This is a genomic window from Citrobacter sp. Cf136, from assembly GCF_030333815.1.
GTDB lineage: Bacteria > Pseudomonadota > Gammaproteobacteria > Enterobacterales > Enterobacteriaceae > Citrobacter > Citrobacter freundii.
Genome location: NZ_JAOWFE010000029.1, coordinates 305,120 through 328,434 on the forward strand (window position 1 = coordinate 305,120; position 23,315 = coordinate 328,434).

The following is a 23,315-nucleotide window of genomic DNA, read 5'->3' on the forward strand; positions in this document are numbered from 1 at the left end:
CTGATGCGTCTTATCAGGCCTACGGGCACAATGCGAATGTAGGCCGGATAAGCGAAGCGCCATCCGGCATTTAACATCATGCTTACCCTTCGAGATCCGCCAGGTCGCCTTTCTCTTGCAACCAGTTACGACGGTCTTCAGAACGCTTCTTGGCCAGCAGCATATCCATCATTGCGTTGGTACGCTGATCGTCTTCATCATCGATAATGAGCTGCACCAGGCGACGGGTGTTCGGATCCAGCGTGGTTTCACGAAGCTGCATCGGGTTCATTTCACCCAGTCCTTTAAAGCGCTGCACGTTCGGCTTACCTTTCTTGCGCTTTAACTGCTCCAGTACGCCCGCTTTCTCTTCTTCCGTCAGCGCGTAATACACCTCTTTACCGAGGTCGATACGGTATAACGGCGGCAGCGCCACGTACACGTGACCGTGTTTCACCAGCGTGCGGAAGTGTTTCACAAACAGTGCGCACAGCAGCGTGGCGATGTGCAGACCATCGGAGTCCGCATCCGCCAGGATACAGATCTTACCGTAACGCAACTGGCTCAGATCGTCGCTGTCCGGATCGATACCGATCGCCACCGAAATATCGTGCACTTCCTGCGAAGCCAGCACTTCATCGGAAGAGACTTCCCAGGTATTGAGGATCTTACCTTTGAGCGGCATGATCGCCTGATATTCACGATCGCGCGCCTGTTTGGCGGAACCACCTGCGGAGTCACCTTCGACGAGAAACAGTTCGGTGCGGTTAAGATCCTGTGCAGTACAGTCCGCCAGTTTACCCGGCAGCGCCGGACCGCTGGTCAGCTTTTTACGCACCACTTTTTTCGCCGCACGCAGACGACGCTGGGCGCTGGAAATTGCCATCTCAGCCAGCAGTTCAGCTGACTGTACGTTCTGGTTCAGCCACAGGCTGAAGGCATCTTTCACCACGCCAGAAACAAACGCCGCACACTGACGCGAAGAGAGGCGTTCTTTGGTTTGTCCGGCAAACTGCGGATCCTGCATTTTTACCGACAGCACGTAAGCACAGCGATCCCAGATATCTTCCGCCGACAGCTTCACGCCGCGCGGCAAAATATTGCGGTATTCGCAGAACTCGCGCATCGCGTCCAGCAGACCCTGACGCAGACCGTTGACGTGCGTCCCGCCCTGCATAGTTGGGATCAGGTTCACATAGCTTTCGGTCAGCAGCTCACCGCCTTCCGGCAGCCAGAGCAGCGCCCAGTCCACCGTCTCCGTCTCACCGCTGAAATTACCGATAAACGGTTTTTCCGGCAGCGTCGGTAGGCCATTCACCGCTTCGCTCAGATAGTCATTCAGACCATCCTGGTAGCACCAACGCTGTTCGCTGTTGTTAACCTCATCCTTGAAGGTGATTTCAACGCCCGGGCACAGTACCGCTTTGGCTTTCAGTACGTGCGTTAAGCGCGAAACAGAAAAACGCGGGCTGTCAAAGAAGCTTTCATCCGGCCAGAAGTGCACGCTGGTCCCGGTGTTGCGTTTGCCGCAGGTACCGACAACCTGTAAATCCTGCACTTTATCGCCATTCTCAAACGCGATGTTGTATACCTGCCCATCGCGGCGTACGTTCACTTCCACACGTTTGGACAGGGCGTTAACAACGGAGATCCCCACACCGTGCAGACCACCGGAGAACTGGTAGTTCTTGTTGGAGAACTTGCCGCCCGCGTGCAGACGACAGAGGATCAGCTCAACCGCCGGAACGCCCTCTTCAGGGTGAATGTCTACTGGCATGCCGCGTCCGTCATCAATGACTTCCAGAGACTGGTCGGCATGTAAGATCACGTCCACGCGTTTCGCGTGGCCCGCCAGTGCTTCATCCACACTGTTATCAATCACTTCCTGTCCAAGATGGTTCGGACGGGTCGTATCGGTGTACATCCCAGGGCGACGGCGTACCGGCTCAAGCCCAGTGAGTACCTCAATGGCATCAGCGTTATAAGTTTGCGTCATGGTTTAAATAAGCAATTCGAATTGATCGTCAGAAACTGTGCAGTCCAAGGAAATCGACAATCGGGTTGAAATAATCTTCGAAGCCCGTGAATGCGTGGTTTCCGCCCTCAATAACTGTCTGACGGCAGGAGGCGTAATACGCCACCGCCTGGCGGTAGTCCAACACTTCATCGCCCGTTTGTTGGAGCAGCCAGATCAAATCCGGCGCTTCCAGCGGGTCAATCTGCATGACTTTAAGATCGTAAATATGGCGTGACTCTAGCACATATTGCTGCCCCGTGTAGGGGTTCTCGTTTTGACCGAGATAGTCGACCAGCAGTTCATAAGGCCGTACAGCAGGGTTCACCACCACTGCCGGCAGCATAAAACATTGCGACAGCCAGGTGGCGTAATAACCACCTAATGAGGATCCGACAATCCCCAACGACTCTCCGCCATGTTCAAGAATGATCGATTCCAGCATCTCTGCGGCCTGGGCCGGATACGGCGGCAGCTGCGGTACGATCATCTCAACGTGCGGATGGTGCTCCGCCAGCCAGCTTTTCAGCAAACACGCCTTCGCCGAACGAGGAGAGCTATTAAATCCGTGAAGATAGAGAAGCGTAGACATCAGTAGCCTTCTGAAGCGGTATCAGGGTGGAACCGATTACCCTGCAGACGACGTACCTGAGTCTGCAACGTCCCGTCAGCAAAAAGCTCCAGCGTCCGCCAGCCGGGGCTGATGGTATCCAATGTGAAGTTGGAACAGTGCGGCTTAAACTGCACGCAGGTCGACGGCGTCGCCAGCAGGCGGCGTCCGTTCCAGTCCAGATCCAGTTCCTGATGAATATGCCCGCACAGCAGATACTTCACGCGTGGATAGTTCACCAGCACGTTATCCAGCTCAGCGGCATTGCGCAGGCTATGCTGATCGAGCCAGCTACAACCCGCAGGCAGAGGATGATGATGCAGAAGCAGCAAGGTATTACGCTCTGGTGCATCAGCAAGTTTACGCTCCAGCCATTCGAGCTGGAATTCACTTAATTCACCGTGGGGAACGCCGAACACCTGGCTGTCGAGCAGCAAAATTTGCCACTGTTCGCCGATGAAAACACGCTTGGCAGGGGAAATTCCCGCATCCTGCAGCGCGCTGTACATTGCCGGCTGAAAATCGTGATTGCCCGGTAGCCAAACGCAGGGCGCACGAAAGCTTGCGATGCCCTCAGCAAAATGCTGATAGGCCGCAGCGGATTGATCCTGCGCCAAATCACCCGTCGCGACGATCAGATCGTACTCAGGCGACTCTGCATGTATGGCATCCAGTACGGATTGATAACTGTCCCAGGTATTCACACCCAGCAGCGTTTCATGCTTTTCGGCAAACAGGTGAGTGTCTGTAATTTGTAAGATCCTGACTCTGGCCTCACCAGCCAAAGGAAGGGTTAACAGGCTTTCCAAATGGTGTCCTTAGGTTTCACGACGCTAATAAACCGGAATCGCCATCGCTCCATGTGCTAAACAGTACCGTAGCCAGTCGGCCAGAAACTGATTAATTTGATGCTTTTCGTCGCGTTGATGCAACTTTTTATTTGGATAATCATACCGCGCTTTGAAGCGAAAGATCTGCTGACTTGAACACACTTCAGCCACCCTCGCGTCATGATACAGGCGCACGGTCAATGACGGCAGGCTCCAGTATGTGACAGCCGGCGCCGTTTGTTCGATCGCGACAAGCGTAGTGTATCGGGTCGATTCAACGATCGTTAACCGATATTGTGCGTTTGCTACCTGATAGCTCACTGTTTCACCGGCTGCATCATTACGTGGCAGCAGGCGGCGCAATTGCGAATAGTTGGTTTCGCACAGGCGCATCATTTCAGGGAAGTCAGGTGTGTAACGCTTCATTTTTTCCACTCAGTTTTTAACTCTTGATAGTGCAGCTGTAACCATTGCAAGGCGATGACAGAAGCCGCGTTGTCGATTTTCCCCTCTTCTACCCATTGATAAGCCTGCTCCCGGCTCACCACATGAACACGAATATCTTCGTTTTCATCAGCCAGACCATGAATTCCGCTCGCGGTCGTAGCGTCCACTTCGCCAACTAAAATAGACAGGCGCTCACTGGTGCCGCCAGGGCTTGCCAGATAGCTCAGAACGGGTTTCGTACGTTTAACGTCCAGTCCGGCTTCTTCCATCGCTTCACGACGGGCCACATCTTCAACGGTTTCGCCCTCTTCGATCATTCCGGCTACCATTTCCAGTAGCCACGGGCTTTCGCTGGTATCAAACGCCGCGATACGGATCTGCTCGACCAGTACAACTTCGTCCCGCTCAGGGTCAAAGGGTAGCAAGACTGCCGCGTGTCCGCGCTCAAAAATTTCGCGCTTTACCTCACCGCTCATACCACCGTTAAACAGGCGATGGCGGAACCGATAAAGATCCAGTGAAAAAAAACCGCGGTATAGCGTTTCTCGTGCAATAATTTCTACATCATTTTTAGTGAAAGTCATTGGCAAGTTGTCTGGTTTACGCATTGTGCTGTCCTGAAACCAATAGTGATTAAAATGTGAATTTCAAGGTCGTTTGACTGATGTTTGAACGCCCTTGTGTTAAATTGATGCAAATTAACGCCGTATGGCACGTAACGCCAACTTTTTGCAGTGGCGGATTCTGCTAGAATCAGCAAATATTTTTACAATTTGATCAGCGCTAAATACTGCTTCACAACAAGGAATGCAAATGAAGAAATTGCTCCCCATCCTTATCGGCCTGAGCCTGTCGGGGTTCAGTACTTTGAGCCAGGCAGAAAACCTGATGCAGGTTTATCAGCAAGCACGCCTGAGCAACCCGGAATTGCGTAAATCCGCCGCCGATCGCGATGCTGCATTCGAAAAAATTAACGAAGCGCGTAGTCCATTACTGCCGCAACTGGGTTTAGGTGCCGATTACACCTACAGCAATGGCTACCGTGATGCAAACGGCGTCAACTCCAATGCCACCAGCGCGTCATTACAATTGACTCAGACGCTGTTCGACATGTCTAAATGGCGTGCCCTGACGCTGCAAGAAAAATCAGCGGGCATCCAGGACGTAACGTATCAGACCGATCAGCAAACGCTGATCCTGAATACCGCTACGGCCTATTTTAACGTACTGAACGCGATTGATGTGCTGTCTTACACCCAGGCACAGAAAGATGCGGTTTATCGTCAGTTAGATCAGACCACTCAGCGTTTTAACGTTGGTCTGGTCGCCATCACTGACGTGCAGAACGCCCGTTCACAATACGACACCGTGCTGGCGAACGAAGTGACCGCGCGTAACAATCTGGATAACGCGGTAGAACAGCTGCGTCAGGTGACCGGTAACTATTACCCGGAACTGGCTTCGCTGAATGTTGATGGTTTCAAAACCAACAAACCGCAGGCGGTGAATGCGCTACTGAAAGAAGCGGAAAACCGCAACCTGACTTTGTTGCAGGCGCGTTTAAGCCAGGATCTGGCGCGTGAGCAGATTCGTCAGGCACAGGATGGTCACTTACCAACGCTGGATTTAACCGCCTCTACCGGGGTATCTGACACCTCGTACAGCGGATCTAAAACCAACAGCTCCCAGTATGACGACAGCAACATGGGCCAGAACAAAATCGGTCTGAGCTTCTCGCTGCCGCTGTACCAGGGCGGGATGGTTAACTCGCAGGTGAAACAAGCGCAGTACAACTTTGTTGGCGCGAGTGAACAACTGGAAAGCGCACACCGTAGCGTGGTGCAGACCGTTCGTTCTTCATTCAACAACATTAATGCTTCTATTAGTAGCATTAACGCGTACAAACAAGCGGTTGTCTCTGCTCAAAGCTCATTGGATGCGATGGAAGCCGGTTATTCCGTAGGTACACGTACCATTGTGGATGTGTTGGATGCCACCACCACGCTGTACAACGCCAAACAGCAACTGGCAAATGCGCGTTATACCTATCTTATCAATCAGTTAAACGTCAAATCTGCGCTCGGTACGCTGAACGAGCAGGATTTGGTGGCACTGAACAATACGCTGGGTAAACCGGTATCCACAACGCCGGATACCGTAGCACCGCAAAATCCACAACAAGATGCCGCCGTGAATGACTTTAACGGCACTGGCAATTTGCCTGCGGCTCAGCCGACAGCAGCACGTTCAACCAGCAGCAACGGCAACAACCCGTTCCGTAACTGATGCTGATGACGGGGCTTCGGCCCCGTCTGAACGTAAGACAACGTAAAGATCCGCCCCTTCCTGCGCATTCTCGCCTCTTCCCGCTTCAATTTCGACCAGTCATCCTCTATCCTGAGCATTATTTACTGTGTTTACCACTGGGTCCTGGAAGACAAAAATGAAACGGACAAAATCTATACATCACGCCTCGTTCCGCAAAAGCTGGAGCGCGCGCCATCTGACTCCTGTCGCCCTGGCAGTTACCGCAGTGTTTATGCTCGCGGGCTGTGAAAAGAGTGACGAAACGGTTTCGCTTTATCAGAACGCTGACGACTGCTCTGCAGCGAATCCAGGTAAAAGCGCCGAATGTACTACCGCGTTTAACAATGCGCTGAAAGAAGCTGAACGTACCGCGCCAAAATACGCCACTCGTGAAGACTGTATCGCTGAATTCGGCGAAGGCCAGTGCCAGCAGGCTCCTGCGCAAGCAGGTATGGCGCCGACCGGTGAAGGTCAGGCTCAGGCGCAGAATCAAAGCAGCGGCAGCTTCTGGATGCCACTGATGGCAGGCTACATGATGGGCCGACTGATGGGTGGCGGAATGGGCGCTCAGCAACCGCTGTTTAGCTCGAAAAACCCAGCCAGCCCGGCTTACGGCAAATACACAGATGCCAGCGGTAAAAACTACGGCGCAGCAACGCCGGGTCGCACCATGACCGTACCGAAAACCGCTATGGCACCGAAACCAGCCACCACCTCTACCGTAACCCGCGGCGGATTTGGTGAGTCTGTGGCCAAACAGAGCACCATGCAGCGTAGCGCAAGCGGCACCACCACACGTTCAATGGGTGGCTGATCGTCATGGAAAGAGTCAGTATTGTTGAGCGCCCGGACTGGCGCGATAAAGCCACCGAATACGGTTTTAATTTTCACACTATGTACGGCGAGCCGTACTGGTGTGAAGACGCGTACTACAAACTCACCCTTGCTCAGGTTGAAAAGCTGGAAGAGGTCACCGCAGAGCTGCATCAGATGTGCCTCAAAGTGGTGGAAAAGGTCATTGCCAGCGATGAGCTGATGACCAAGTTTCGCATTCCGAAGCATACCTGGGGTTTTGTCCGCCAGTCCTGGCTGACACAGCAACCGTCGCTCTATTCACGTCTCGATCTGGCGTGGGATGGAACCGGTGAACCCAAACTGCTGGAAAATAACGCTGATACGCCAACCTCGCTGTACGAAGCCGCGTTTTTCCAGTGGATCTGGCTGGAAGATCAGCTCAATGCGGGCAACCTGCCGGAAGGCAGCGATCAGTTCAACAGTCTGCAGGAAAAGCTTATCGAGCGTTTCACCGAGCTGCGTGAACAGTATGGTTTTCAACTGCTACATCTGACCTGCTGTCGTGATACGGTGGAAGATCGCGGTACGATCCAGTATCTGCAGGATTGCGCGGCCGAAGCTGAGATCGCTACAGAATTCCTCTATGTAGAAGATATTGGTCTTGGTGAAAAAGGCCAATTCACCGATATGCAGGATCAGGTGATCGCTAACCTGTTCAAGCTCTATCCGTGGGAATTCATGCTGCGTGAAATGTTCTCCACCAAGCTGGAAGACGCTGGCGTTCGCTGGCTGGAACCCGCCTGGAAGAGCATTATTTCCAATAAAGCACTGTTACCGCTGTTATGGGAAATGTTCCCGAATCATCCGAACCTGCTGCCAGCGTATTTCGCCGAAGACGACTACCCACAGATGGATAAATTCGTTGTCAAACCGATCTTCTCGCGTGAAGGCGCTAACGTGTCGATCGTTGAGAACGGTAAAACGATCGAAGCGGTGGAAGGCCCGTACGGTGAAGAAGGCATGATCGTGCAGCAGTTCCATCAGCTGCCGAAGTTTGGCGACAGCTACATGCTGATCGGCAGCTGGCTGATCAACGATCAACCAGCCGGGATCGGCATTCGTGAAGACCGTGCGTTGATCACGCAGGATCTGTCACGTTTCTATCCGCATATTTTTGTCGAATGATTGAGAGTGCCGGGTGGCGGCTCCGCCTTACCCGGCCTACGGCACGAACTTAATGCCCGATAAGCGTAGCGCCATCGGGCGTTCATCACCCAACCTGCACCGACAACATACTTAAACTTCCCATCTCGATACCATCTACAGGGATCGTAACAGACTCTTTACCATCCCATGCCCCGAGAACATACAGCAGCGGCAGATAGTGATCTGGCGTCGGGTTCGACAACGATCCACCTTCATGATCGAGATAGTTCACCAGCGGGTGCTGCTCAACCGGTCCCTGCCAGGTCAGGTTAGCCTTAACATAATCATTGAATGAGGTTGCCCACGGATATGGCGTGTTCTCACCGTGCCAACGCGCAGTACGCAGGTTATGCACCACGTTACCACTGGCCACCAGCATAATACCCTCATCACGCAGTGCCGCCAGCTTGCGGCCCATCTCAAAATGCCAGGCCGCCGGTTTTGTACTATCGATGCTTAACTGCACCATCGGGATGTCGGCATTCGGGTACATCTTGATCAGTACGCCCCAGGAACCGTGGTCAAAACCCCACGCCTCTTTGTCTAACGCGACGGGTACAGGAGCAAGTAAATCAACCAGGTGCTGCGCCAGTTCAGGCGAACCGGGCGCTGGGTAATGGGTGTCATACAGCGCTTGCGGAAAACCGCCGAAATCGTGGATCGTTTTAGGCGCTTCCATCGCTGTCACACCCGTTCCACGGGTGAACCAGTGCGCCGAGACCACCACAATGGCTTTCGGACGCGGCAACGTTTCCCCCAGTTGCTGCCAGGCACGGGTATAAACGTTATCTTCCAGAACATTCATCGGGCTACCGTGGCCCAAAAACAATGCTGGCATACGAGTTGAAGACATGATGATATCCTTACTGAGGGAGTCATTTTGATACCATTACAATACGCTTATTCGGTTGATGAAGAACTCAGATAACCATGATGAAGATCATCAGTTATTTTGACGATCCAGTCCGGAAAGCAGATTGATAAGGAGTTTTATTTGTCGATGTCAGTACCTTTACTTCTGACTTTACTGGCAGGTGCCGCCACGTTTATCGGCGCATTTCTCGGCGTGTTAGGGCAAAAGCCTTCCAACCGCGTTCTCGCCTTTTCTTTAGGCTTCGCTGCCGGGATTATGCTACTGATCTCTCTAATGGAAATGCTACCTGCTGCGCTGGCCGCTGAAGGCATGTCGCCAGTTCTGGGCTACGGAATGTTTATCGTCGGCTTGCTGGGCTACTTTGGCCTGGACCGTCTATTGCCGCACGCGCACCCTCAGGATCTGGTACAAAAAACAACGCAGCCTCTACCCGGATCCATTAAACGTACCGCGATCTTATTAACGCTCGGCATCAGCCTGCACAATTTTCCGGAAGGGATTGCGACGTTTGTTACCGCCAGCAGCAACCTCGAGCTGGGCTTTGGTATTGCGCTTGCCGTCGCATTACACAATATTCCTGAAGGATTAGCCGTTGCAGGTCCGGTCTATGCAGCAACGGGCTCCAAACGTACGGCGATATTCTGGGCCGGGATCTCGGGCATGGCAGAAATACTGGGCGGCGTACTGGCGTGGTTAATTCTGGGGAGTCTCATCTCGCCTGTGGTGATGGCGGCAATAATGGCGGCAGTCGCGGGTATTATGGTGGCGCTGTCAGTCGATGAATTGATGCCACTGGCAAAAGAGATCGACCCAAATAATAATCCCAGCTATGGGGTCCTGTGCGGAATGTCGATGATGGGGTTAAGTCTCGTCATCCTCCAGTCCATGGGAATCGGATAATCCAGAGGGCGGATGCCACCCTGCTATTTTACAGCATCCGCTCATCCATAGCAGAACGTGAAGGACTATTCCTGTTCCTTAATCACGCTGTTATCTTCACCAGAACGTCGGAAGAGTTTGTTTCGCGCCTCAAGCAATGCGTCTCTGTCTTGTCGGAATGCCCGACAATAACGCTTCATATGGCAATAATAACCCAATGCAACGAGTGCAATTAATACGATCCAATACCAGGCAATAAACATTCTTTTACCCTTAACATTTAACATCATTAAACATTTAACGTTAAAATTTTACATAAACTTATTCTGACATACCCCTATAGTGGCATATTTCAGAAACAAATATATGATTTCGATCATATAAACCAGCAGCTATGCCAATAGCTAAAACAGTTATAAAAAAATAAAACTCTGTCGACGAGATCACACTAAGCAATAATAAACATTGTCCTTAAAATACCTCACTCATACTATCCAGAAAACAATAAAAATTAGATTTTGTAGAATAATACACTTCATCAATATTTATATACCCACAATAAAAGTGACATCAGTAGTACCATTTTCATTTTTAGCCATATCGTAAAAACATAATATATTCAGTGAAATTATATTTAAAGTTAATATAAGGAGATATATCCATGTTTAGACAATACCGAAAAACACTTCTCGCTGGCACACTCGCACTGACGTTTGGATTAACCGCTGGAAATTCGTTTGCCGCAGGTTTTCAACCCGCTCAACCTGCGGGAAAACTGGGGGCAATAGTGGTTGACCCATACGGAAACGCCCCGCTTACCGCACTGGTTGAATTAGATAGTCACGTTATTTCAGATGTCAAAGTCACCGTTCATGGTAAAGGTGAAAAAGGGATTCCTGTGACATATGCCGTGGGCAAAGAGTCACTCGCTACCTACGATGGCATACCTATTTTTGGCCTTTATCAAAAGTTTGCCAATAAGGTCACCGTTGAATATAAAGAAAATGGCAAAGCCATGAAGGATGATTATGTGGTGCAAACGTCCGCCATCGTTAATCACTACATGGATAACCGTTCTATTTCCGATTTACAGCAAACGAAAGTTATTAAGGTAGCGCCTGGCTTTGAAGACCGTCTCTATCTGGTGAATACCCATACTTTCACCCCACAGGGAGCAGAATTCCACTGGCATGGTGAAAAAGACAAAAATGCCGGCATCCTGGATGCAGGTCCAGCCGGTGGCGCATTACCTTTTGATATCGCACCCTTTACCTTTGTCGTCGATACGGAAGGTGAATATCGTTGGTGGCTGGATCAAGATACCTTTTACGATGGCCATGACATGGATATCAATAAGCGCGGTTACTTGATGGGTATCCGGGAAACGCCGCGCGGCACCTTCACAGCCGTTCAGGGTCAGCATTGGTACGAATTCGATATGATGGGGCAGATTCTGGCCGATCATAAGCTACCGCGCGGCTTCCTCGACGCGTCGCATGAATCGATCGAAACAATCAACGACACCGTGTTGCTTCGCGTGGGCAAACGCGATTATCGCAAAGAAGATGGCATCCATGTGCAAACCATCCGCGATCAGATAATTGAAGTAGACAAGTCCGGTCGTGTGGTTGATGTGTGGGATCTGACAAAGATACTCGATCCGATGCGTGATGCGCTTTTGGGTGCACTGGACGCAGGCGCGGTATGCGTCAACGTTGACCTCGCTCATGCCGGTCAACAGGCGAAACTGGAGCCAGATACTCCTTACGGTGACGCCCTCGGAGTGGGTGCTGGTCGTAACTGGGCGCACGTTAACTCCATTGCCTATGATGCCAAAGATGACTCCATTATTATCTCTTCCCGCCATCAGGGTGTTGTCAAAATCGGTCGCGATAAACAGGTGAAGTGGATTCTGGCACCGTCGAAAGGCTGGAATAAGGCGCTGGCAAGCAAGCTGTTAAAACCGGTTGATGATAAGGGCAACGCGCTAAAATGTGACGAAAACGGTAAGTGCGAGAATACTGATTTCGATTTTACCTACACCCAACACACCGCATGGCTCTCGAGCAAAGGGACATTAACCATCTTTGACAACGGCGATGGTCGTGGGCTCGAACAACCGGCATTGCCGACGATGAAATATTCCCGTTTCGTCGAATATAAAGTTGACGAGAAAAAAGGAACCGTTCAGCAAATTTGGGAATACGGAAAAGAACGCGGCTACGATTTCTATAGTCCCATCACCTCGGTTATCGAATATCAGAAAGACCGTGACACCATGTTTGGCTTTGGTGGCTCAATTAATTTATTTGACGTTGGACAACCAACCATCGGCAAGATCAACGAAATTGATTATAAGACCAAAGAAGTCAAAGTTGAGATTGATGTTCTTTCAGATAAGCCGAACCAAACGCACTACCGTGCATTACTGGTCCGCCCACAACACATGTTTAAATAATCGCGTTAGATTAAGGATTAATTATGTCATCTAAATGGATTACTTCATTATTTAAAAGCGTGATATTAACCGCCGCACTTGCCTCGTCGTTTGCCGCCTCCGCTTTTACAGAAGGCACTGATTATATGGTTTTAGAGAAACCGATTCCTAATGCTGATAAGACGTTAATAAAAGTATTCAGCTACGCCTGTCCGTTCTGTTACAAATATGATAAAGCCGTGACTGGCCCGGTTTCTGAAAAAGTTGCCGATCTCGTCACCTTCACACCATTTCATCTGGAAACCAAAGGGGAATATGGTAAACAGGCCAGTGAAGTTTTTGCAGTAATGATTGCTAAAGATCAGGCAGCAGGGATTTCATTATTTGATGCCAAATCACAGTTCAAAAAAGCGAAATTCGCTTATTACGCTGCTTACCACGACAAGAAAGAGCGCTGGTCAGATGGTAAAGATCCGGCCGCATTCATTAAAACAGGCCTGGATGCTGCAGGCATGAGCCAGGCAGATTTTGACGCCGCGCTGCAAGATCCCACCGTTCAGCAAACGCTGGAGAAATGGAAAGCGGCATACAACGTCGCCAAAATTCAGGGGGTTCCGGCTTACGTCGTTAACGGTAAATACCTGATCTACACCAAGAGTATCAAATCCATTGACTCCATGGCTGAGCTTGTCAGAGAGCTGGCAACAAAATAAACAGGGACGAGGCTATGGTTTTCATAAAAGGATTGTGGCGGGACTTACGTACCACGCCGGTTGATACGCTGGTGAGATGGCAGGAACGGCGCTTTCTGTGGCTACTGATGGCCTGCGCGATGGGCGGGTTAATAATATTGGCCCACTCGTTTTTCCAAATCTATCTCTATATGGCCCCCTGCGAGCAGTGTGTCTACATTCGCTTTGCCATGTTTGTGATGGTTTTCGGTGGATTGATCGCGGCAATAAACCCTAAAAATGTTGTTCTGAAGCTTATTGGCTGCATTGCGGCATTTTACGGCAGCATCATGGGCATTAAGTTCTCGCTCAAACTCAATGATATTCATCATGCGGTACATAGCCCGGATTCGCTGTTTGGCGTCCAGGGGTGTTCCACCGATCCGACATTCCCTTTCAATTTGCCGCTGGCAAACTGGGCTCCGGAGTGGTTTAAACCCACTGGAGATTGCGGCTATGATGCCCCCATAGTGCCTGATGGCGTGGCACTCAGCAGTACGCAAAAGTGGTTTATCGATCTATACCAACAGTCTGAAGGCTGGTATCTGCTTCCACCGTGGCAATTTATGAACATGGCGCAGGCATGCCTGCTAGCCTTTGGCTTATGTTTATTGCTGTTGGTGATAATGAGCGGCGCATGGGCATTGAAACTGGCCAGGGCCAAATAACCTGAATGGAAAAACCAAAGCAGAAGTCTGTATTCAGATTTCTGCTTTTTTTACGATGGTTATACAATCCTGCTGCTTGCTTCCCTTCGGTTAAAATCATACAAAACGCAAATTATTTGGCGCAAACAATAATAAATCAATATTTATATATTCTGATTTTCAGAAAAAAACCTCATCTAAATCACAGCTTTACAATAATCACCTTAGAGTCAACACCACGAAAAATAATAATAAAACACCATTCATTCTCTCATCAAATGCAATGCAAATTGCAACATCGAAATATATATACACCAAACTTAATCAATACCGGGTCAAATTCCGAATATCACGCAAAAACAAAATATCCTGGTGATATAATATTTTAAAAAACCTATTATTTCGACTTAAGCATAAAGGATATTGTATATTACTAAAGGAATGATTGTATGAAACTAGGCAAAGAAACGTTATTAGCCGTGGCTATCGCCACATTAACTACCACCAGTGCCTTCGCCGATGTTGACGGTGGTAGCGGCAAAATAACCTTCACGGGTACCATTATTAATGCCCCTTGCGCCATTGAACCTGACGATATTGACAAGCAGGTTGAGCTGGGTGAAGTTCCTGCCAGCTATATCAATACTAACGGACATTCTGATGCGGTTGACTCCAGCCTTCACTTAGTCAATTGCGATCTGCCACACTCAAATAATGGCAGCGATGTACCTGTGTCCAAAGTTGATGTCACATTTAACAGTGACAGCGTTACAGCTGAAGATACCAGCCTGCTTAGCAATACTTTTGCCAGTGGTGCAACAAATGTTGGCGTACGCCTTCTGGACAAAACAAGCACGAAGATTACTCTGGGGACCGCAAAAACCATTGATCTAAGTGCAGGATCAGCGACTCAAATCCTTCCATTCCAAGCCTATATGGAAAAAATTGGCGCAACGGATGTCACCGTGGGCGCTGTCGCCGCGACGGCAACCTACAGACTTACCTATAAGTAGTCACATTATGGTGGCCGGATGGCCACCCTATAACACTTGCAACGCTTGGGTATAGGTAAGGATTGCCATGAATACCTGCAAGGTCGTGGCCTATGGATGTGGGCTACTGTTGTCATTTTCCACTCTGGCCGTCGAATTCAACCTGAATGTACTGGATAAATCCATGCGTAGCAGTGTGGATCTCTCACTACTAAAAGATGATCTCTCAATTGCCCCTGGGAACTACTTTGTCACAATTGCTGTGAATAAAAACCAAATCTCCTCTGGCCGCCAACTGAGCTGGGGGAAAAAAGGTGAAGGTGTTGCAGTCTGTATTCCTACCGATCTTGCCGAGCAATTGGGGTTAAAAGAGAAAATTTTACGTTCCCTGCCAATGCAGAACAATTGCGTAGATTTCACCGCATACGCCGACATTGCGTTTACGCTAGACATTGCGAATCAACACCTGGATATTAGTATTCCGCAAGTATTAATGGCATGGAAATCAGAGAGCTGGATGCCGCCATCCACCTGGGATCACGGCGTAAATGGCTTGCTCTTCGACTACAACTTATTTGCCAGCACTTATCGCCCCGATCAGGGCGCAAGTACAGAAAATATAAACTCATACGGTACTTCGGGTCTGAATATGGGCGCGTGGCGCTTACGTAGCGATTACCAAATCAGTCAGAACCGCAATGAAAAAAACACCCAAACGACACGGAGCATTTCGCGTACCTATCTTTTTCGCCCTCTCCCTTCTCTGGGCGCCAAACTCACACTGGGAGAAACTGATCTAAGTTCCAATATCTTCGACGGTTTTTCCTATAATGGCGCTGCACTGGCAAGCGACGATCGCATGCTGCCGTGGGAATTACGTGGCTATGCCCCACAAATCAGCGGTATCGCACAAACCAATGCGACCGTCACCGTCAGCCACTCCGGTCGCGTTATTTATCAAACAAAGGTTGCCCCTGGCCCCTTTGTCATTACCGATCTCAACCAATCGGTACAGGGTACGCTAGATGTTAAAATCACCGAGGAAGATGGCAGAACCAATACATTTCAGGTTTCTGCAGCATCCACGCCCTTCTTGACCCGCGAGGGGCAGGTCCGTTACAAAATCGCGGCAGGCCGTGCACGTCCGGACATCTCGCATCATGTGATCGATGAGACCTTTGCCAGTGGAGAAGCCTCGTGGGGAGTATTGTCCAATACCTCGCTGTATGGCGGGATCCTCGCAGGAGGCAGCGATTATCGCTCTGCGGCACTCGGCATTGGGCAGAATATGCTATGGCTGGGCGCACTTTCATTTGACGTTACACGTGCCAGCAGCACTTTCGATGATGGTCATCAAGAAAACGGTCTCAGTTACCGACTGAACTACAGCAAACGCTTTGATGCGACAAACAGCCAGATTTCACTTGCGGCATATCGTTTCTCCGAACGTGAATTTCATAGCTATGCCAACTTTATCGCCCATCAGTACAACAATGCTGATACGCAGGACGAAAAGCAGACCGTAAGCATCGCCTTCAACCAGCCGATCGATCCTTTGCGGATGAATTTGTACGTCAGCGCACTACGCCAGCAATGGTGGGATGGCGACAGCTCTACTACCGCATCCGTAACTGCCGGATTTAATTTCGATATCGGTGACTGGAAAGGTTTATCGCTATCGACATCCTTCAGCACAACGCATTACGAAGAGAGTGATAACGATAAGCAGATTTACGTTTCGTTCTCCGTTCCCTTCGACTTTGGTCGGCGGTTGAATTACGACATGCGCAATAGCAGCAACACCACTAACACTCTCTCATGGAATGATTCCTCCGATCCCCGTAATACCTGGGACGTTTCCGCAGGAACCGCCACCGACAAGCCAGATAACGGCGCGCAATTCAGGGGCAACTACCAGCATACTACCCCTGCGGGCGAACTACAGTTCTCCGGAAGCTATGCTGCCAGCGACTACACCTCTGTCAGCGCCAGTTGGAGCGGTTCAATGACTGCAACACGTAACGGTATAGCGTTGCACCGTCGCAGCTTTGGCAATGAACCCAGAGTCATGATCGGTGCCGATGGCATTGCCGATATCCCTGTTCAGGGTGACATCAACCGCACCAACAGTTTCGGCTTTGCGGTTGTGCCGATGATATCCAGTTATCAGCCCTCAACCATCGCCGTCAATATGAACGATCTCCCTGACGGCGTTACCGTTGATGAAACGATCACCCGCCAAACCTGGACGGAAGGAGCTATCGGTTACAAAGCGCTGATATCCCGTGCAGGCAAAAATATTACCGTCACCATCAGAATGGAAAATGGAGACTACCCGCCACTTGGCGCGATCGTTCGGCATATTGCCAGCAATACCGAAGTAGGAATGGTCAGTGAAGAAGGTCATGCCTGGCTTGGTGGTGTCGACAGTGGGCAACACTTTACAGTTCAATGGGGTGATAAAAAGACATGCACCTTCGCATTACCAGACACATTGGATATCACCACGCAAAACCTTATTTTACCTTGTCATTAATTAAGGATGAAAAATGACATTATTTAAAAAAATGCCAATAGTACTACTCGCCTTATCACTCACCTCTCAGGCGGCAATTCAACCTGACAGAACGCGGATAATATTTAACGGCAACGAAAAGGCCAGCAGCCTGAAAATCGAAAACCAAAGCAAGCAGCTGCCCTATCTGGCCTATTCATGGATTGAAGATGAAAAAGGTAATAAGGACGACACCTTTCTGGTTGCCCTGCCTCCAATCCAACGCTTAAATCCCAGCGCAATTTCACAAGTGAGGATCGTTAAGCAGGATAAAGCTCGCTCACTACCTCAGGATCGGGAAACGCTGTTCTATTTTAATGTCCGTGAAATTCCGCCTGCGCCAGAAAATAAGGGAAGCAATGCCATTGTGCAGATGGCCCTGCAATCTCGATTGAAATTGTTCTGGCGTCCAGCGGCTTTGAAGAAAAAGCCGGGTACTGAAGTTGAACTTCAGCTCAAAGTTAGCCAACAGGGAAATACGCTGTTGGTTAATAATCCTACCGCCTACTACATTACGTTGGCTTTTTTTGGCAAAGACAGCAAAAGCCAATTGTCAGGCTTTAGCAGTAAGATGATTGCCCCTTTTTCCTCTGTCACATTAAATGCCGGCGGTTATAACGGAAATGCGTTCGCACTAGGATATATGGATGATTATGGCGGACTGCGCATGCTGAACGTGAAATGCCATGGTCAATGCGATCTTATCGTGCCGGAGGCCAGAAAATGATCCGCACGCTACGGTTATTTCTGCTGTTAATATTCATCGCGCTCCCTTTTCGTTCAGCGCTGGCGGTTCACTGCTATCTGGGAGCCACCGGAGGTCCTGTTGAAGGTTATACCGCTATCGAGCCGTTTGCAGTCCCTAACAACGCCAAACCCGGGGACAAAATCTGGGAAAGCAACGATATAAAAATCCCCGTCTACTGCGATAACGCAACCTCCGAAAATGCTTATAGCAGCGAAAACGTCTACGCATGGGTCAACCCCTACACCTCAGTCAACGATACCTATTATCAACTGGGCGTCACCTATGAAGGCGTTGATTATGACGCCACGCAAGGTGCGGTCAATATTGATACACATCAGTGCATTGATAATCAGAAGCTTAAGATCTATACCCCCGCGCAAATCAAAGCCAGCGGTTGGGAACATTATCTCTGTTCAGGTAATGCAGAAGATACGCACTATTCAAGAACGTTTATTGCCCGCATGCGCCTGTACGTAAAAGTGATTTCGATGCCCCCCCACGACTACGCCAGTAGCATCGGTGATTATATTCTTGTGCAGTTTGATGGTGTTGGTGGTATCAACGTCAGCCCGGATGCCGCTAACCTGAAATATCATGTCACTGGATTAGATCAAATTCGAGTACTGGACTGTAGCGTAAAATTCAACATTTATCCGGAAAATCAGACCATTGACTTTGGCACCTTTAATAATATGGAAATCAATGCCAAAACCATGACCAAAAGTTTCTCCATCAAGACTATAAAGAATTTAAATGCAGACAGTGGATGTACTGATACATTCAAAGTTTCATCTTCATTCTATACTACTGAAGAATTAGCAGAAGATGATACTTCACTGAGAATAGGGAATGGCTTGCAATTAAAAATCCGTAATATGGAAGATAATACACTCTCCACCTACAACGCGTACGCAGAGTATGCCGAATTTGATACGGAATTATTGACCAGAGAGAAAAGTTATCAAGCAGAGTTAAGTCAAGTCGCTGGCGAGGCCGTTCAGACCGGACCATTTGAAACGGTAGTGTTATTTAAAATTAACTACAACTAAACAAAAAAAGCCGATGGCATTGCATCGGCTTTTCTTCACCATGGCACTGTACGATTAGCTGGCTTTGCGCTCGTGCGCCTGACGGTAAGCCACCAGGTCTTCGATAGTCACCACCGCCATATTATGCTTGCCGGCAAATTCGATGCACTCTGGCGCTCGCGCCATGGTGCCATCGTCGTTGGTCAGTTCGCACAGCACGCCTGCCGGTTTAAACCCTGCCAGCGTCATCAGGTCGATGGTCGCTTCAGTATGACCACCGCGGGTCAACACGCCGCCAGCCTGAGCACGCAGCGGGAAAACGTGCCCCGGACGGTTAAGATCGGAAGGTTTGGCGCCATCCTTAATTGCCGCACGCACCGTAGTCACACGGTCCGCAGCGGAAACACCGGTGGTCACGCCCTCTGCTGCTTCAATGGTCACGGTAAAACCGGTGCCGTAAGCGCTGGTATTATTTTCCACCATCATTGGCAGATCGAGCTGTTTGCGTCGGTCTTCAGTGATGCACAGGCATACAATACCGCTACCGTGACGGATGGTCAGCGCCATCTGTTCTACGGTCATGGTCTCTGCCGGGAAAATCATATCGCCTTCGTTTTCGCGATCTTCATCGTCAAGCACCATCACACCGCGTCCTTCACGCAGCGCAGACAGCGCATGTTCAACACGTTCGAAAGGCGTACCAAAAGAGGAAAGTAGCGTCTGATTCATGGTAAAAAAACCTCACTAAAATTATGGTTACCAGAATCAGGGCAGTCTTAGGAGTACCGTCTAAGCGGCAAAAAAATAACGTGAGCGGGTCCATGCCCGACTGGATCGTTACTCTCTCCCATCCGGACTCTAACCGTCGGCCCCGGAATTACACCGGATCTGCTGACCTTTTTGCCGTAACAAAAAGCGCTCGCGGGCTTTCAACATCAGTTGATTTACCGCCGGTGGGGAATTTCGCCCCGCCCTGAGAATAAGCGGGTTAACTATAACGCTATTGATTACCTTCATCAACGCCTTTACTCGTCTTAGCTTCACACAATTCTGGTTTATGCCTGTGCCAGTTCGCACTACAATAGGCAGCAACACGTACCAGTTCAGGGAAACCACAATGATTGACCCGAAAAAAATTGAGCAGATTGCTCGTCAGGTTCACGAGTCGATGCCGAAAGGGATCCGCGAGTTTGGCGAAGACGTCGAGAAGAAAATTCGTCAAACGCTGCAGTCACAGCTGACCCGTCTGGATCTGGTAAGCCGTGAAGAATTCGATGTACAGACTCAGGTTTTATTGCGCACACGTGAAAAGCTGGCGCTGCTTGAGCAACGTCTGACTGAGCTGGAATCGCGTGAAAAAACGGCAGAAGTTAAACCTGCCCCCGCGATCCCGTCAGTCGATCCGCAAGAGTAAAACGACAACGGGCCGCAAGGCCCGTTTTTCTGTTAGTGTTCCAGTTCTAGCTTCCTGGCTTCCGTCGCCTGCTGGCAGTACAGCGCATAGCGTTTGCAAAACCAGCTACGATGTTCTTCATCCATGTTCCCGGTTATCGCCTGGATATCAACGGGATGGCCCTCAGCCTGCATTCTGGCAAAACTACGGGCCAGGAAATCGAAATTGTTCATTGAATACATGTTGCTGTTCATGAGCATACCCTCCAGTTATTGAATATCTGCTAAGGCCATATGCTTTTTCTAATTTCAGTATTTCCCTGGATACGAAGTTATTCTGTACATATTGTGCGCAAAAAAACCGCCTGCTTCACAGTTTCCTACGAAATCTAAGAGGGGGATGAGCCCCTTTTCGGATTAAAGACCAGGGTAACGCATGTTATTGTAACGTCATGTAAAAGTAAGAGGTAAAACCATTACTTTTGACACGGACAGGGAACGCAGTAACAGGAGGAAACAACTTGGTATTATTCACGGATTACAACAGCCCCTACCTGTTTGCTATTTCATTTGTACTGTTGATTGGCCTACTGGAAATCATCTCTCTTATTTTTGGCCATTTTCTTTCAGGTGCGCTTGATGCTCACCTCGAACATTACGATGCCCTGACTTCCGGCAATATCGGCCAGGCGCTTCACTATCTCAATATCGGGCGGATCCCGGCACTGATCGTACTGTGCTTACTCGCTGGCTTCTTTGGACTCTTCGGCATCCTCCTTCAGCATGGCTGGGTCACGCTGTGGCAAGCACCGCTCAGCAACCTGCTGCTTGCTCCGGTGAGTTTTATTCTTGCCGTCTTCGCCGTGCATTACAGCGGAAAAATCATTGCTCCCTGGCTGCCGCGGGATGAAACCACCGCCCTCGCTGAAGATGAATTTATCGGCAGCATGGCGATTATTACCGGACATTCCGCAAGTGCCGGAACCCCCTGCGAAGGCAAATTTACCGATAAGTTCGGGCAGACTCACTATGTGCTGCTGGAGCCTGAAGCGGGCAAAGAATTCAAAAAAGGAGACAAGGTGCTGATTATCTGCCGACTCTCCGCAACGCGTTACCTGGCCGAGCTAAACCCCTGGCCGACTGTTTTATAATTTTATACAGAGGGATCTTATAGATGGATGATGTTTTTGGCATGTTACCTTCATGGATGTTTACCGCCATTGTGGCGGTGGTCGTCTTAGTAATTATCGGGATTATTTTTGCCCGCCTGTATCGCCGCGCATCTGCTGAACAGGCGTTTGTGCGTACCGGCCTTGGCGGACAAAAAGTGGTGATGAGCGGCGGCGCAATTGTCATGCCTATCTTCCACGAAATTATTCCTATCAACATGAACACCCTCAAACTTGAGGTGAGCCGTTCAACTGTCGACAGTCTCATCACCAAAGACCGTATGCGCGTGGATGTCGTCGTTGCCTTTTTCGTACGTGTAAAACCGTCTGTTGAAGGGATTGCTACCGCCGCACAGACGCTGGGACAGCGGACGCTGTCACCAGAGGATTTACGTGTGCTAATAGAAGATAAGTTTGTTGATGCCCTACGTGCCACTGCGTCGCAGATGACCATGCATGAACTGCAGGATACGCGTGAAAACTTCGTTCAGGGCGTACAAAATACCGTCGCGGAAGACCTGTCCAAAAACGGCCTGGAACTGGAGAGCGTTTCACTCACCAACTTTAACCAGACCGAAAAAGTCCATTTCAACCCGAATAACGCCTTTGATGCCGAGGGTCTGACCAAGCTGACCCAGGAAACAGAACGCCGTCGTCGCGAACGTAACGAAGTCGAGCAGGACGTAGAAGTTGCCGTTCGTGAGAAAAACCGTGATGCGCTGGCACGCAAGCTGGAAATCGAACAGCAGGAAGCCTTCATGACTCTCGAGCAGGAGCAGCAGGTGAAGACCCGCACGGCCGAGCAAAACGCCAAAATTGCCGCCTTCGAAGCCGAACGTCATCGTGAAGCTGAGCAGACGCGCATTCTTGCAGAACGCCAGATTCAGGAAACAGAAATCGAGCGCGAACAGGCGGTGCGATCCAGAAAAGTCGAGGCCGAGCGTGAAGTTCGCATTAAAGAAATCGAACAACAGCAGGTAACGGAGATTGCTAATCAGACAAAATCTATCGCCATTGCCGCCAAGTCCGAACAGCAGTCTCAGGCTGAAGCACGCGCTAACGATGCGCTGGCCGAAGCGGTTCGCGCTCAGCAGAACGTAGAAACCACCCGCCAGACCGCAGAAGCGGATCGTGCCAAACAGGTGGCGTTGATTGCCGCAGCTCAGGATGCAGAAACCCAGGCGGTTGAACTGACCGTCCGGGCAAAAGCGGAAAAAGAAGCCGCAGAATTGCAGGCGGCGGCAATTGTGGAACTGGCCGAAGCCACGCGGAAAAAAGGTCTGGCGGAAGCCGAAGCCCAGCGTGCGCTGAACGATGCCATCAACGTGCTTTCCGACGAACAGACCAGTCTGAAATTTAAGCTGGCCCTGCTGCAGTCCCTGCCAGCAGTCATTGAGAAATCCGTTGAGCCAATGAAATCTATCGATGGGATCAAGATTATCCAGGTTGATGGTCTGAATCGTGGCGGCGCCGTCGGTGAAGTGACCGCAGGTAACGTAACCGGAGGGAATCTGGCTGAGCAGGCATTATCCGCCGCCCTTGCCTATCGTACACAAGCGCCGCTGATTGACTCGCTGTTAAATGAAATTGGTTTGTCCGGCGGTTCGCTGTCGGCACTGGCCGATCCGCTGAAAAACAGTCCACAGCCTGTTGAGAAAACGACTGAAGAATAAGAA

Annotated in this window: 22 protein-coding genes and 1 riboswitch; of the genes, 14 read left to right on the top strand and 8 right to left on the bottom strand. The window is 50.1% G+C overall.

Annotated elements, in window-relative coordinates:
- Window positions 1–82 precede the first annotated feature (82 nt).
- The 5 genes from parE to nudF are packed head-to-tail and all read right to left on the bottom strand — an operon-like array spanning window position 83 to window position 4,488.
- Complete coding sequence (parE, locus tag OGV98_RS02025; protein WP_003024571.1) at window positions 83–1,975, bottom strand: DNA topoisomerase IV subunit B; 1,893 nt, start codon at window positions 1,973–1,975, stop codon at window positions 83–85.
- A gap of 28 nt (window positions 1,976–2,003) precedes the next feature.
- Window positions 2,004–2,585, bottom strand: coding sequence for an esterase YqiA (gene yqiA, locus OGV98_RS02030; RefSeq protein WP_003846314.1), 582 nt, complete (start codon window positions 2,583–2,585; stop codon window positions 2,004–2,006).
- Window positions 2,585–3,412 (bottom strand): 3',5'-cyclic-AMP phosphodiesterase, encoded by an 828-nt coding sequence (gene cpdA, locus OGV98_RS02035; RefSeq protein ID WP_003838143.1) that lies wholly within the window; start codon window positions 3,410–3,412, stop codon window positions 2,585–2,587. The genes yqiA and cpdA overlap by 1 nt, the downstream gene beginning before the upstream one ends.
- Before the next feature lie 24 nt (window positions 3,413–3,436).
- Window positions 3,437–3,859, bottom strand: a complete 423-nt coding sequence (locus tag OGV98_RS02040) for a DUF1249 family protein (RefSeq protein ID WP_003024582.1) — start codon at window positions 3,857–3,859, stop codon at window positions 3,437–3,439.
- The gene (nudF, locus tag OGV98_RS02045) at window positions 3,856–4,488 is read right to left on the bottom strand and encodes an ADP-ribose diphosphatase (RefSeq protein ID WP_003024585.1); all 633 of its coding nucleotides are present in this window, start codon (window positions 4,486–4,488) and stop codon (window positions 3,856–3,858) included. The genes OGV98_RS02040 and nudF overlap by 4 nt, the downstream gene beginning before the upstream one ends.
- Window positions 4,489–4,687: 199 nt before the next feature.
- On the opposite strand from nudF, the gene tolC reads away from it, so the two are divergent.
- The 3 genes from tolC to OGV98_RS02060 all read left to right on the top strand — a co-directional run bounded on the left by tolC (window position 4,688) and on the right by OGV98_RS02060 (window position 8,167).
- Window positions 4,688–6,166 (top strand): outer membrane channel protein TolC, encoded by a 1,479-nt coding sequence (gene tolC / locus OGV98_RS02050; RefSeq protein WP_085951568.1) that lies wholly within the window; start codon window positions 4,688–4,690, stop codon window positions 6,164–6,166.
- Between the two features lie 157 nt (window positions 6,167–6,323).
- The gene (locus tag OGV98_RS02055) at window positions 6,324–7,001 is read left to right on the top strand and encodes a DUF1190 family protein (protein WP_003024591.1); all 678 of its coding nucleotides are present in this window, start codon (window positions 6,324–6,326) and stop codon (window positions 6,999–7,001) included.
- Window positions 7,002–7,006: 5 nt separating this feature from the next.
- Window positions 7,007–8,167 (top strand): glutathionylspermidine synthase family protein, encoded by a 1,161-nt coding sequence (locus tag OGV98_RS02060; RefSeq protein ID WP_016150989.1) that lies wholly within the window; start codon window positions 7,007–7,009, stop codon window positions 8,165–8,167.
- An 85-nt stretch (window positions 8,168–8,252) separates the two neighbouring features.
- Here the strand turns inward: OGV98_RS02060 and ygiD are convergent, their stop codons facing one another.
- The gene (gene ygiD, locus OGV98_RS02065; RefSeq protein WP_003846311.1) at window positions 8,253–9,041 is read right to left on the bottom strand and encodes a 4,5-DOPA-extradiol-dioxygenase; all 789 of its coding nucleotides are present in this window, start codon (window positions 9,039–9,041) and stop codon (window positions 8,253–8,255) included.
- A 147-nt stretch (window positions 9,042–9,188) separates the two neighbouring features.
- Here ygiD and zupT point away from each other — a divergent pair, with 147 nt between their 5' ends.
- The 8 genes from zupT to OGV98_RS02110 all read left to right on the top strand — a co-directional run bounded on the left by zupT (window position 9,189) and on the right by OGV98_RS02110 (window position 19,099).
- Complete coding sequence (gene zupT, locus OGV98_RS02070) at window positions 9,189–9,962, top strand: zinc transporter ZupT (RefSeq protein ID WP_286550985.1); 774 nt, start codon at window positions 9,189–9,191, stop codon at window positions 9,960–9,962.
- A 640-nt stretch (window positions 9,963–10,602) separates the two neighbouring features.
- On the top strand, window positions 10,603–12,399 hold the full coding sequence (gene assT, locus OGV98_RS02080) for an arylsulfate sulfotransferase AssT (protein WP_096889910.1): 1,797 nt from the start codon (window positions 10,603–10,605) through the stop codon (window positions 12,397–12,399).
- 23 nt (window positions 12,400–12,422) lie between these two features.
- Window positions 12,423–13,091, top strand: a complete 669-nt coding sequence (locus OGV98_RS02085; protein WP_202580996.1) for a thiol:disulfide interchange protein DsbA/DsbL — start codon at window positions 12,423–12,425, stop codon at window positions 13,089–13,091.
- Between the two features lie 14 nt (window positions 13,092–13,105).
- On the top strand, window positions 13,106–13,777 hold the full coding sequence (dsbI, locus tag OGV98_RS02090) for a protein-disulfide oxidoreductase DsbI (RefSeq protein ID WP_003838131.1): 672 nt from the start codon (window positions 13,106–13,108) through the stop codon (window positions 13,775–13,777).
- Window positions 13,778–14,205: 428 nt separating this feature from the next.
- Window positions 14,206–14,769 carry a fimbrial protein gene (locus OGV98_RS02095; RefSeq protein ID WP_044713712.1) on the top strand — a complete coding sequence of 188 codons (564 nt, stop codon included), beginning with the start codon at window positions 14,206–14,208 and terminating at the stop codon, window positions 14,767–14,769.
- Window positions 14,770–14,836: 67 nt separating this feature from the next.
- Window positions 14,837–17,284 (top strand): fimbria/pilus outer membrane usher protein, encoded by a 2,448-nt coding sequence (locus OGV98_RS02100; protein ID WP_202580994.1) that lies wholly within the window; start codon window positions 14,837–14,839, stop codon window positions 17,282–17,284.
- 13 nt (window positions 17,285–17,297) lie between these two features.
- Window positions 17,298–18,029 carry a fimbrial biogenesis chaperone gene (locus OGV98_RS02105; RefSeq protein WP_202580993.1) on the top strand — a complete coding sequence of 244 codons (732 nt, stop codon included), beginning with the start codon at window positions 17,298–17,300 and terminating at the stop codon, window positions 18,027–18,029.
- On the top strand, window positions 18,026–19,099 hold the full coding sequence (locus OGV98_RS02110; RefSeq protein WP_044713706.1) for a fimbrial protein: 1,074 nt from the start codon (window positions 18,026–18,028) through the stop codon (window positions 19,097–19,099). Before OGV98_RS02105 ends, OGV98_RS02110 begins: the two co-directional genes overlap by 4 nt.
- Window positions 19,100–19,153: 54 nt before the next feature.
- Here the strand turns inward: OGV98_RS02110 and ribB are convergent, their stop codons facing one another.
- On the bottom strand, window positions 19,154–19,807 hold the full coding sequence (gene ribB / locus OGV98_RS02115) for a 3,4-dihydroxy-2-butanone-4-phosphate synthase (RefSeq protein ID WP_003828424.1): 654 nt from the start codon (window positions 19,805–19,807) through the stop codon (window positions 19,154–19,156).
- 106 nt (window positions 19,808–19,913) lie between these two features.
- Window positions 19,914–20,063, bottom strand: a riboswitch (FMN riboswitch).
- Between the two features lie 132 nt (window positions 20,064–20,195).
- Between ribB and ubiK the strand changes: the two genes are divergently transcribed.
- Complete coding sequence (gene ubiK, locus OGV98_RS02120) at window positions 20,196–20,492, top strand: ubiquinone biosynthesis accessory factor UbiK (protein ID WP_003024618.1); 297 nt, start codon at window positions 20,196–20,198, stop codon at window positions 20,490–20,492.
- A gap of 32 nt (window positions 20,493–20,524) precedes the next feature.
- Here the strand turns inward: ubiK and glgS are convergent, their stop codons facing one another.
- A complete protein-coding gene (glgS, locus tag OGV98_RS02125; RefSeq protein WP_019077704.1) occupies window positions 20,525–20,731 on the bottom strand; it encodes a cell surface composition regulator GlgS in 207 nt (68 codons plus the stop codon).
- A gap of 260 nt (window positions 20,732–20,991) precedes the next feature.
- Here glgS and OGV98_RS02130 point away from each other — a divergent pair, with 260 nt between their 5' ends.
- Complete coding sequence (locus OGV98_RS02130) at window positions 20,992–21,621, top strand: OB-fold-containig protein (RefSeq protein WP_003024624.1); 630 nt, start codon at window positions 20,992–20,994, stop codon at window positions 21,619–21,621.
- Between the two features lie 23 nt (window positions 21,622–21,644).
- Window positions 21,645–23,312 (top strand): flotillin family protein, encoded by a 1,668-nt coding sequence (locus OGV98_RS02135; RefSeq protein ID WP_003838127.1) that lies wholly within the window; start codon window positions 21,645–21,647, stop codon window positions 23,310–23,312.
- Window positions 23,313–23,315 lie beyond the last annotated feature (3 nt).

Bases quoted from the DNA above. Each gene is read 5' to 3' on its own strand.
- OGV98_RS02100 (WP_202580994.1), top strand. From the start codon at position 14,837: ATGAATACCTGCAAGGTCGTGGCCTATGGATGTGGGCTACTGTTGTCA.
- OGV98_RS02040 (WP_003024582.1), bottom strand. From the start codon at position 3,859: ATGAAGCGTTACACACCTGACTTCCCTGAAATGATGCGCCTGTGCGAA.
- ribB (WP_003828424.1), bottom strand. From the start codon at position 19,807: ATGAATCAGACGCTACTTTCCTCTTTTGGTACGCCTTTCGAACGTGTT.
- tolC (WP_085951568.1), top strand. From the start codon at position 4,688: ATGCAAATGAAGAAATTGCTCCCCATCCTTATCGGCCTGAGCCTGTCG.
- parE (WP_003024571.1), bottom strand. From the start codon at position 1,975: ATGACGCAAACTTATAACGCTGATGCCATTGAGGTACTCACTGGGCTT.
- OGV98_RS02055 (WP_003024591.1), top strand. From the start codon at position 6,324: ATGAAACGGACAAAATCTATACATCACGCCTCGTTCCGCAAAAGCTGG.
- OGV98_RS02085 (WP_202580996.1), top strand. From the start codon at position 12,423: ATGTCATCTAAATGGATTACTTCATTATTTAAAAGCGTGATATTAACC.
- OGV98_RS02095 (WP_044713712.1), top strand. From the start codon at position 14,206: ATGAAACTAGGCAAAGAAACGTTATTAGCCGTGGCTATCGCCACATTA.
- OGV98_RS02135 (WP_003838127.1), top strand. From the start codon at position 21,645: ATGGATGATGTTTTTGGCATGTTACCTTCATGGATGTTTACCGCCATT.
- ygiD (WP_003846311.1), bottom strand. From the start codon at position 9,041: ATGTCTTCAACTCGTATGCCAGCATTGTTTTTGGGCCACGGTAGCCCG.
- glgS (WP_019077704.1), bottom strand. From the start codon at position 20,731: ATGCTCATGAACAGCAACATGTATTCAATGAACAATTTCGATTTCCTG.
- dsbI (WP_003838131.1), top strand. From the start codon at position 13,106: ATGGTTTTCATAAAAGGATTGTGGCGGGACTTACGTACCACGCCGGTT.
- yqiA (WP_003846314.1), bottom strand. From the start codon at position 2,585: ATGTCTACGCTTCTCTATCTTCACGGATTTAATAGCTCTCCTCGTTCG.
- assT (WP_096889910.1), top strand. From the start codon at position 10,603: ATGTTTAGACAATACCGAAAAACACTTCTCGCTGGCACACTCGCACTG.
- zupT (WP_286550985.1), top strand. From the start codon at position 9,189: ATGTCAGTACCTTTACTTCTGACTTTACTGGCAGGTGCCGCCACGTTT.
- OGV98_RS02110 (WP_044713706.1), top strand. From the start codon at position 18,026: ATGATCCGCACGCTACGGTTATTTCTGCTGTTAATATTCATCGCGCTC.
- OGV98_RS02105 (WP_202580993.1), top strand. From the start codon at position 17,298: ATGACATTATTTAAAAAAATGCCAATAGTACTACTCGCCTTATCACTC.
- OGV98_RS02060 (WP_016150989.1), top strand. From the start codon at position 7,007: ATGGAAAGAGTCAGTATTGTTGAGCGCCCGGACTGGCGCGATAAAGCC.
- ubiK (WP_003024618.1), top strand. From the start codon at position 20,196: ATGATTGACCCGAAAAAAATTGAGCAGATTGCTCGTCAGGTTCACGAG.
- nudF (WP_003024585.1), bottom strand. From the start codon at position 4,488: ATGCGTAAACCAGACAACTTGCCAATGACTTTCACTAAAAATGATGTA.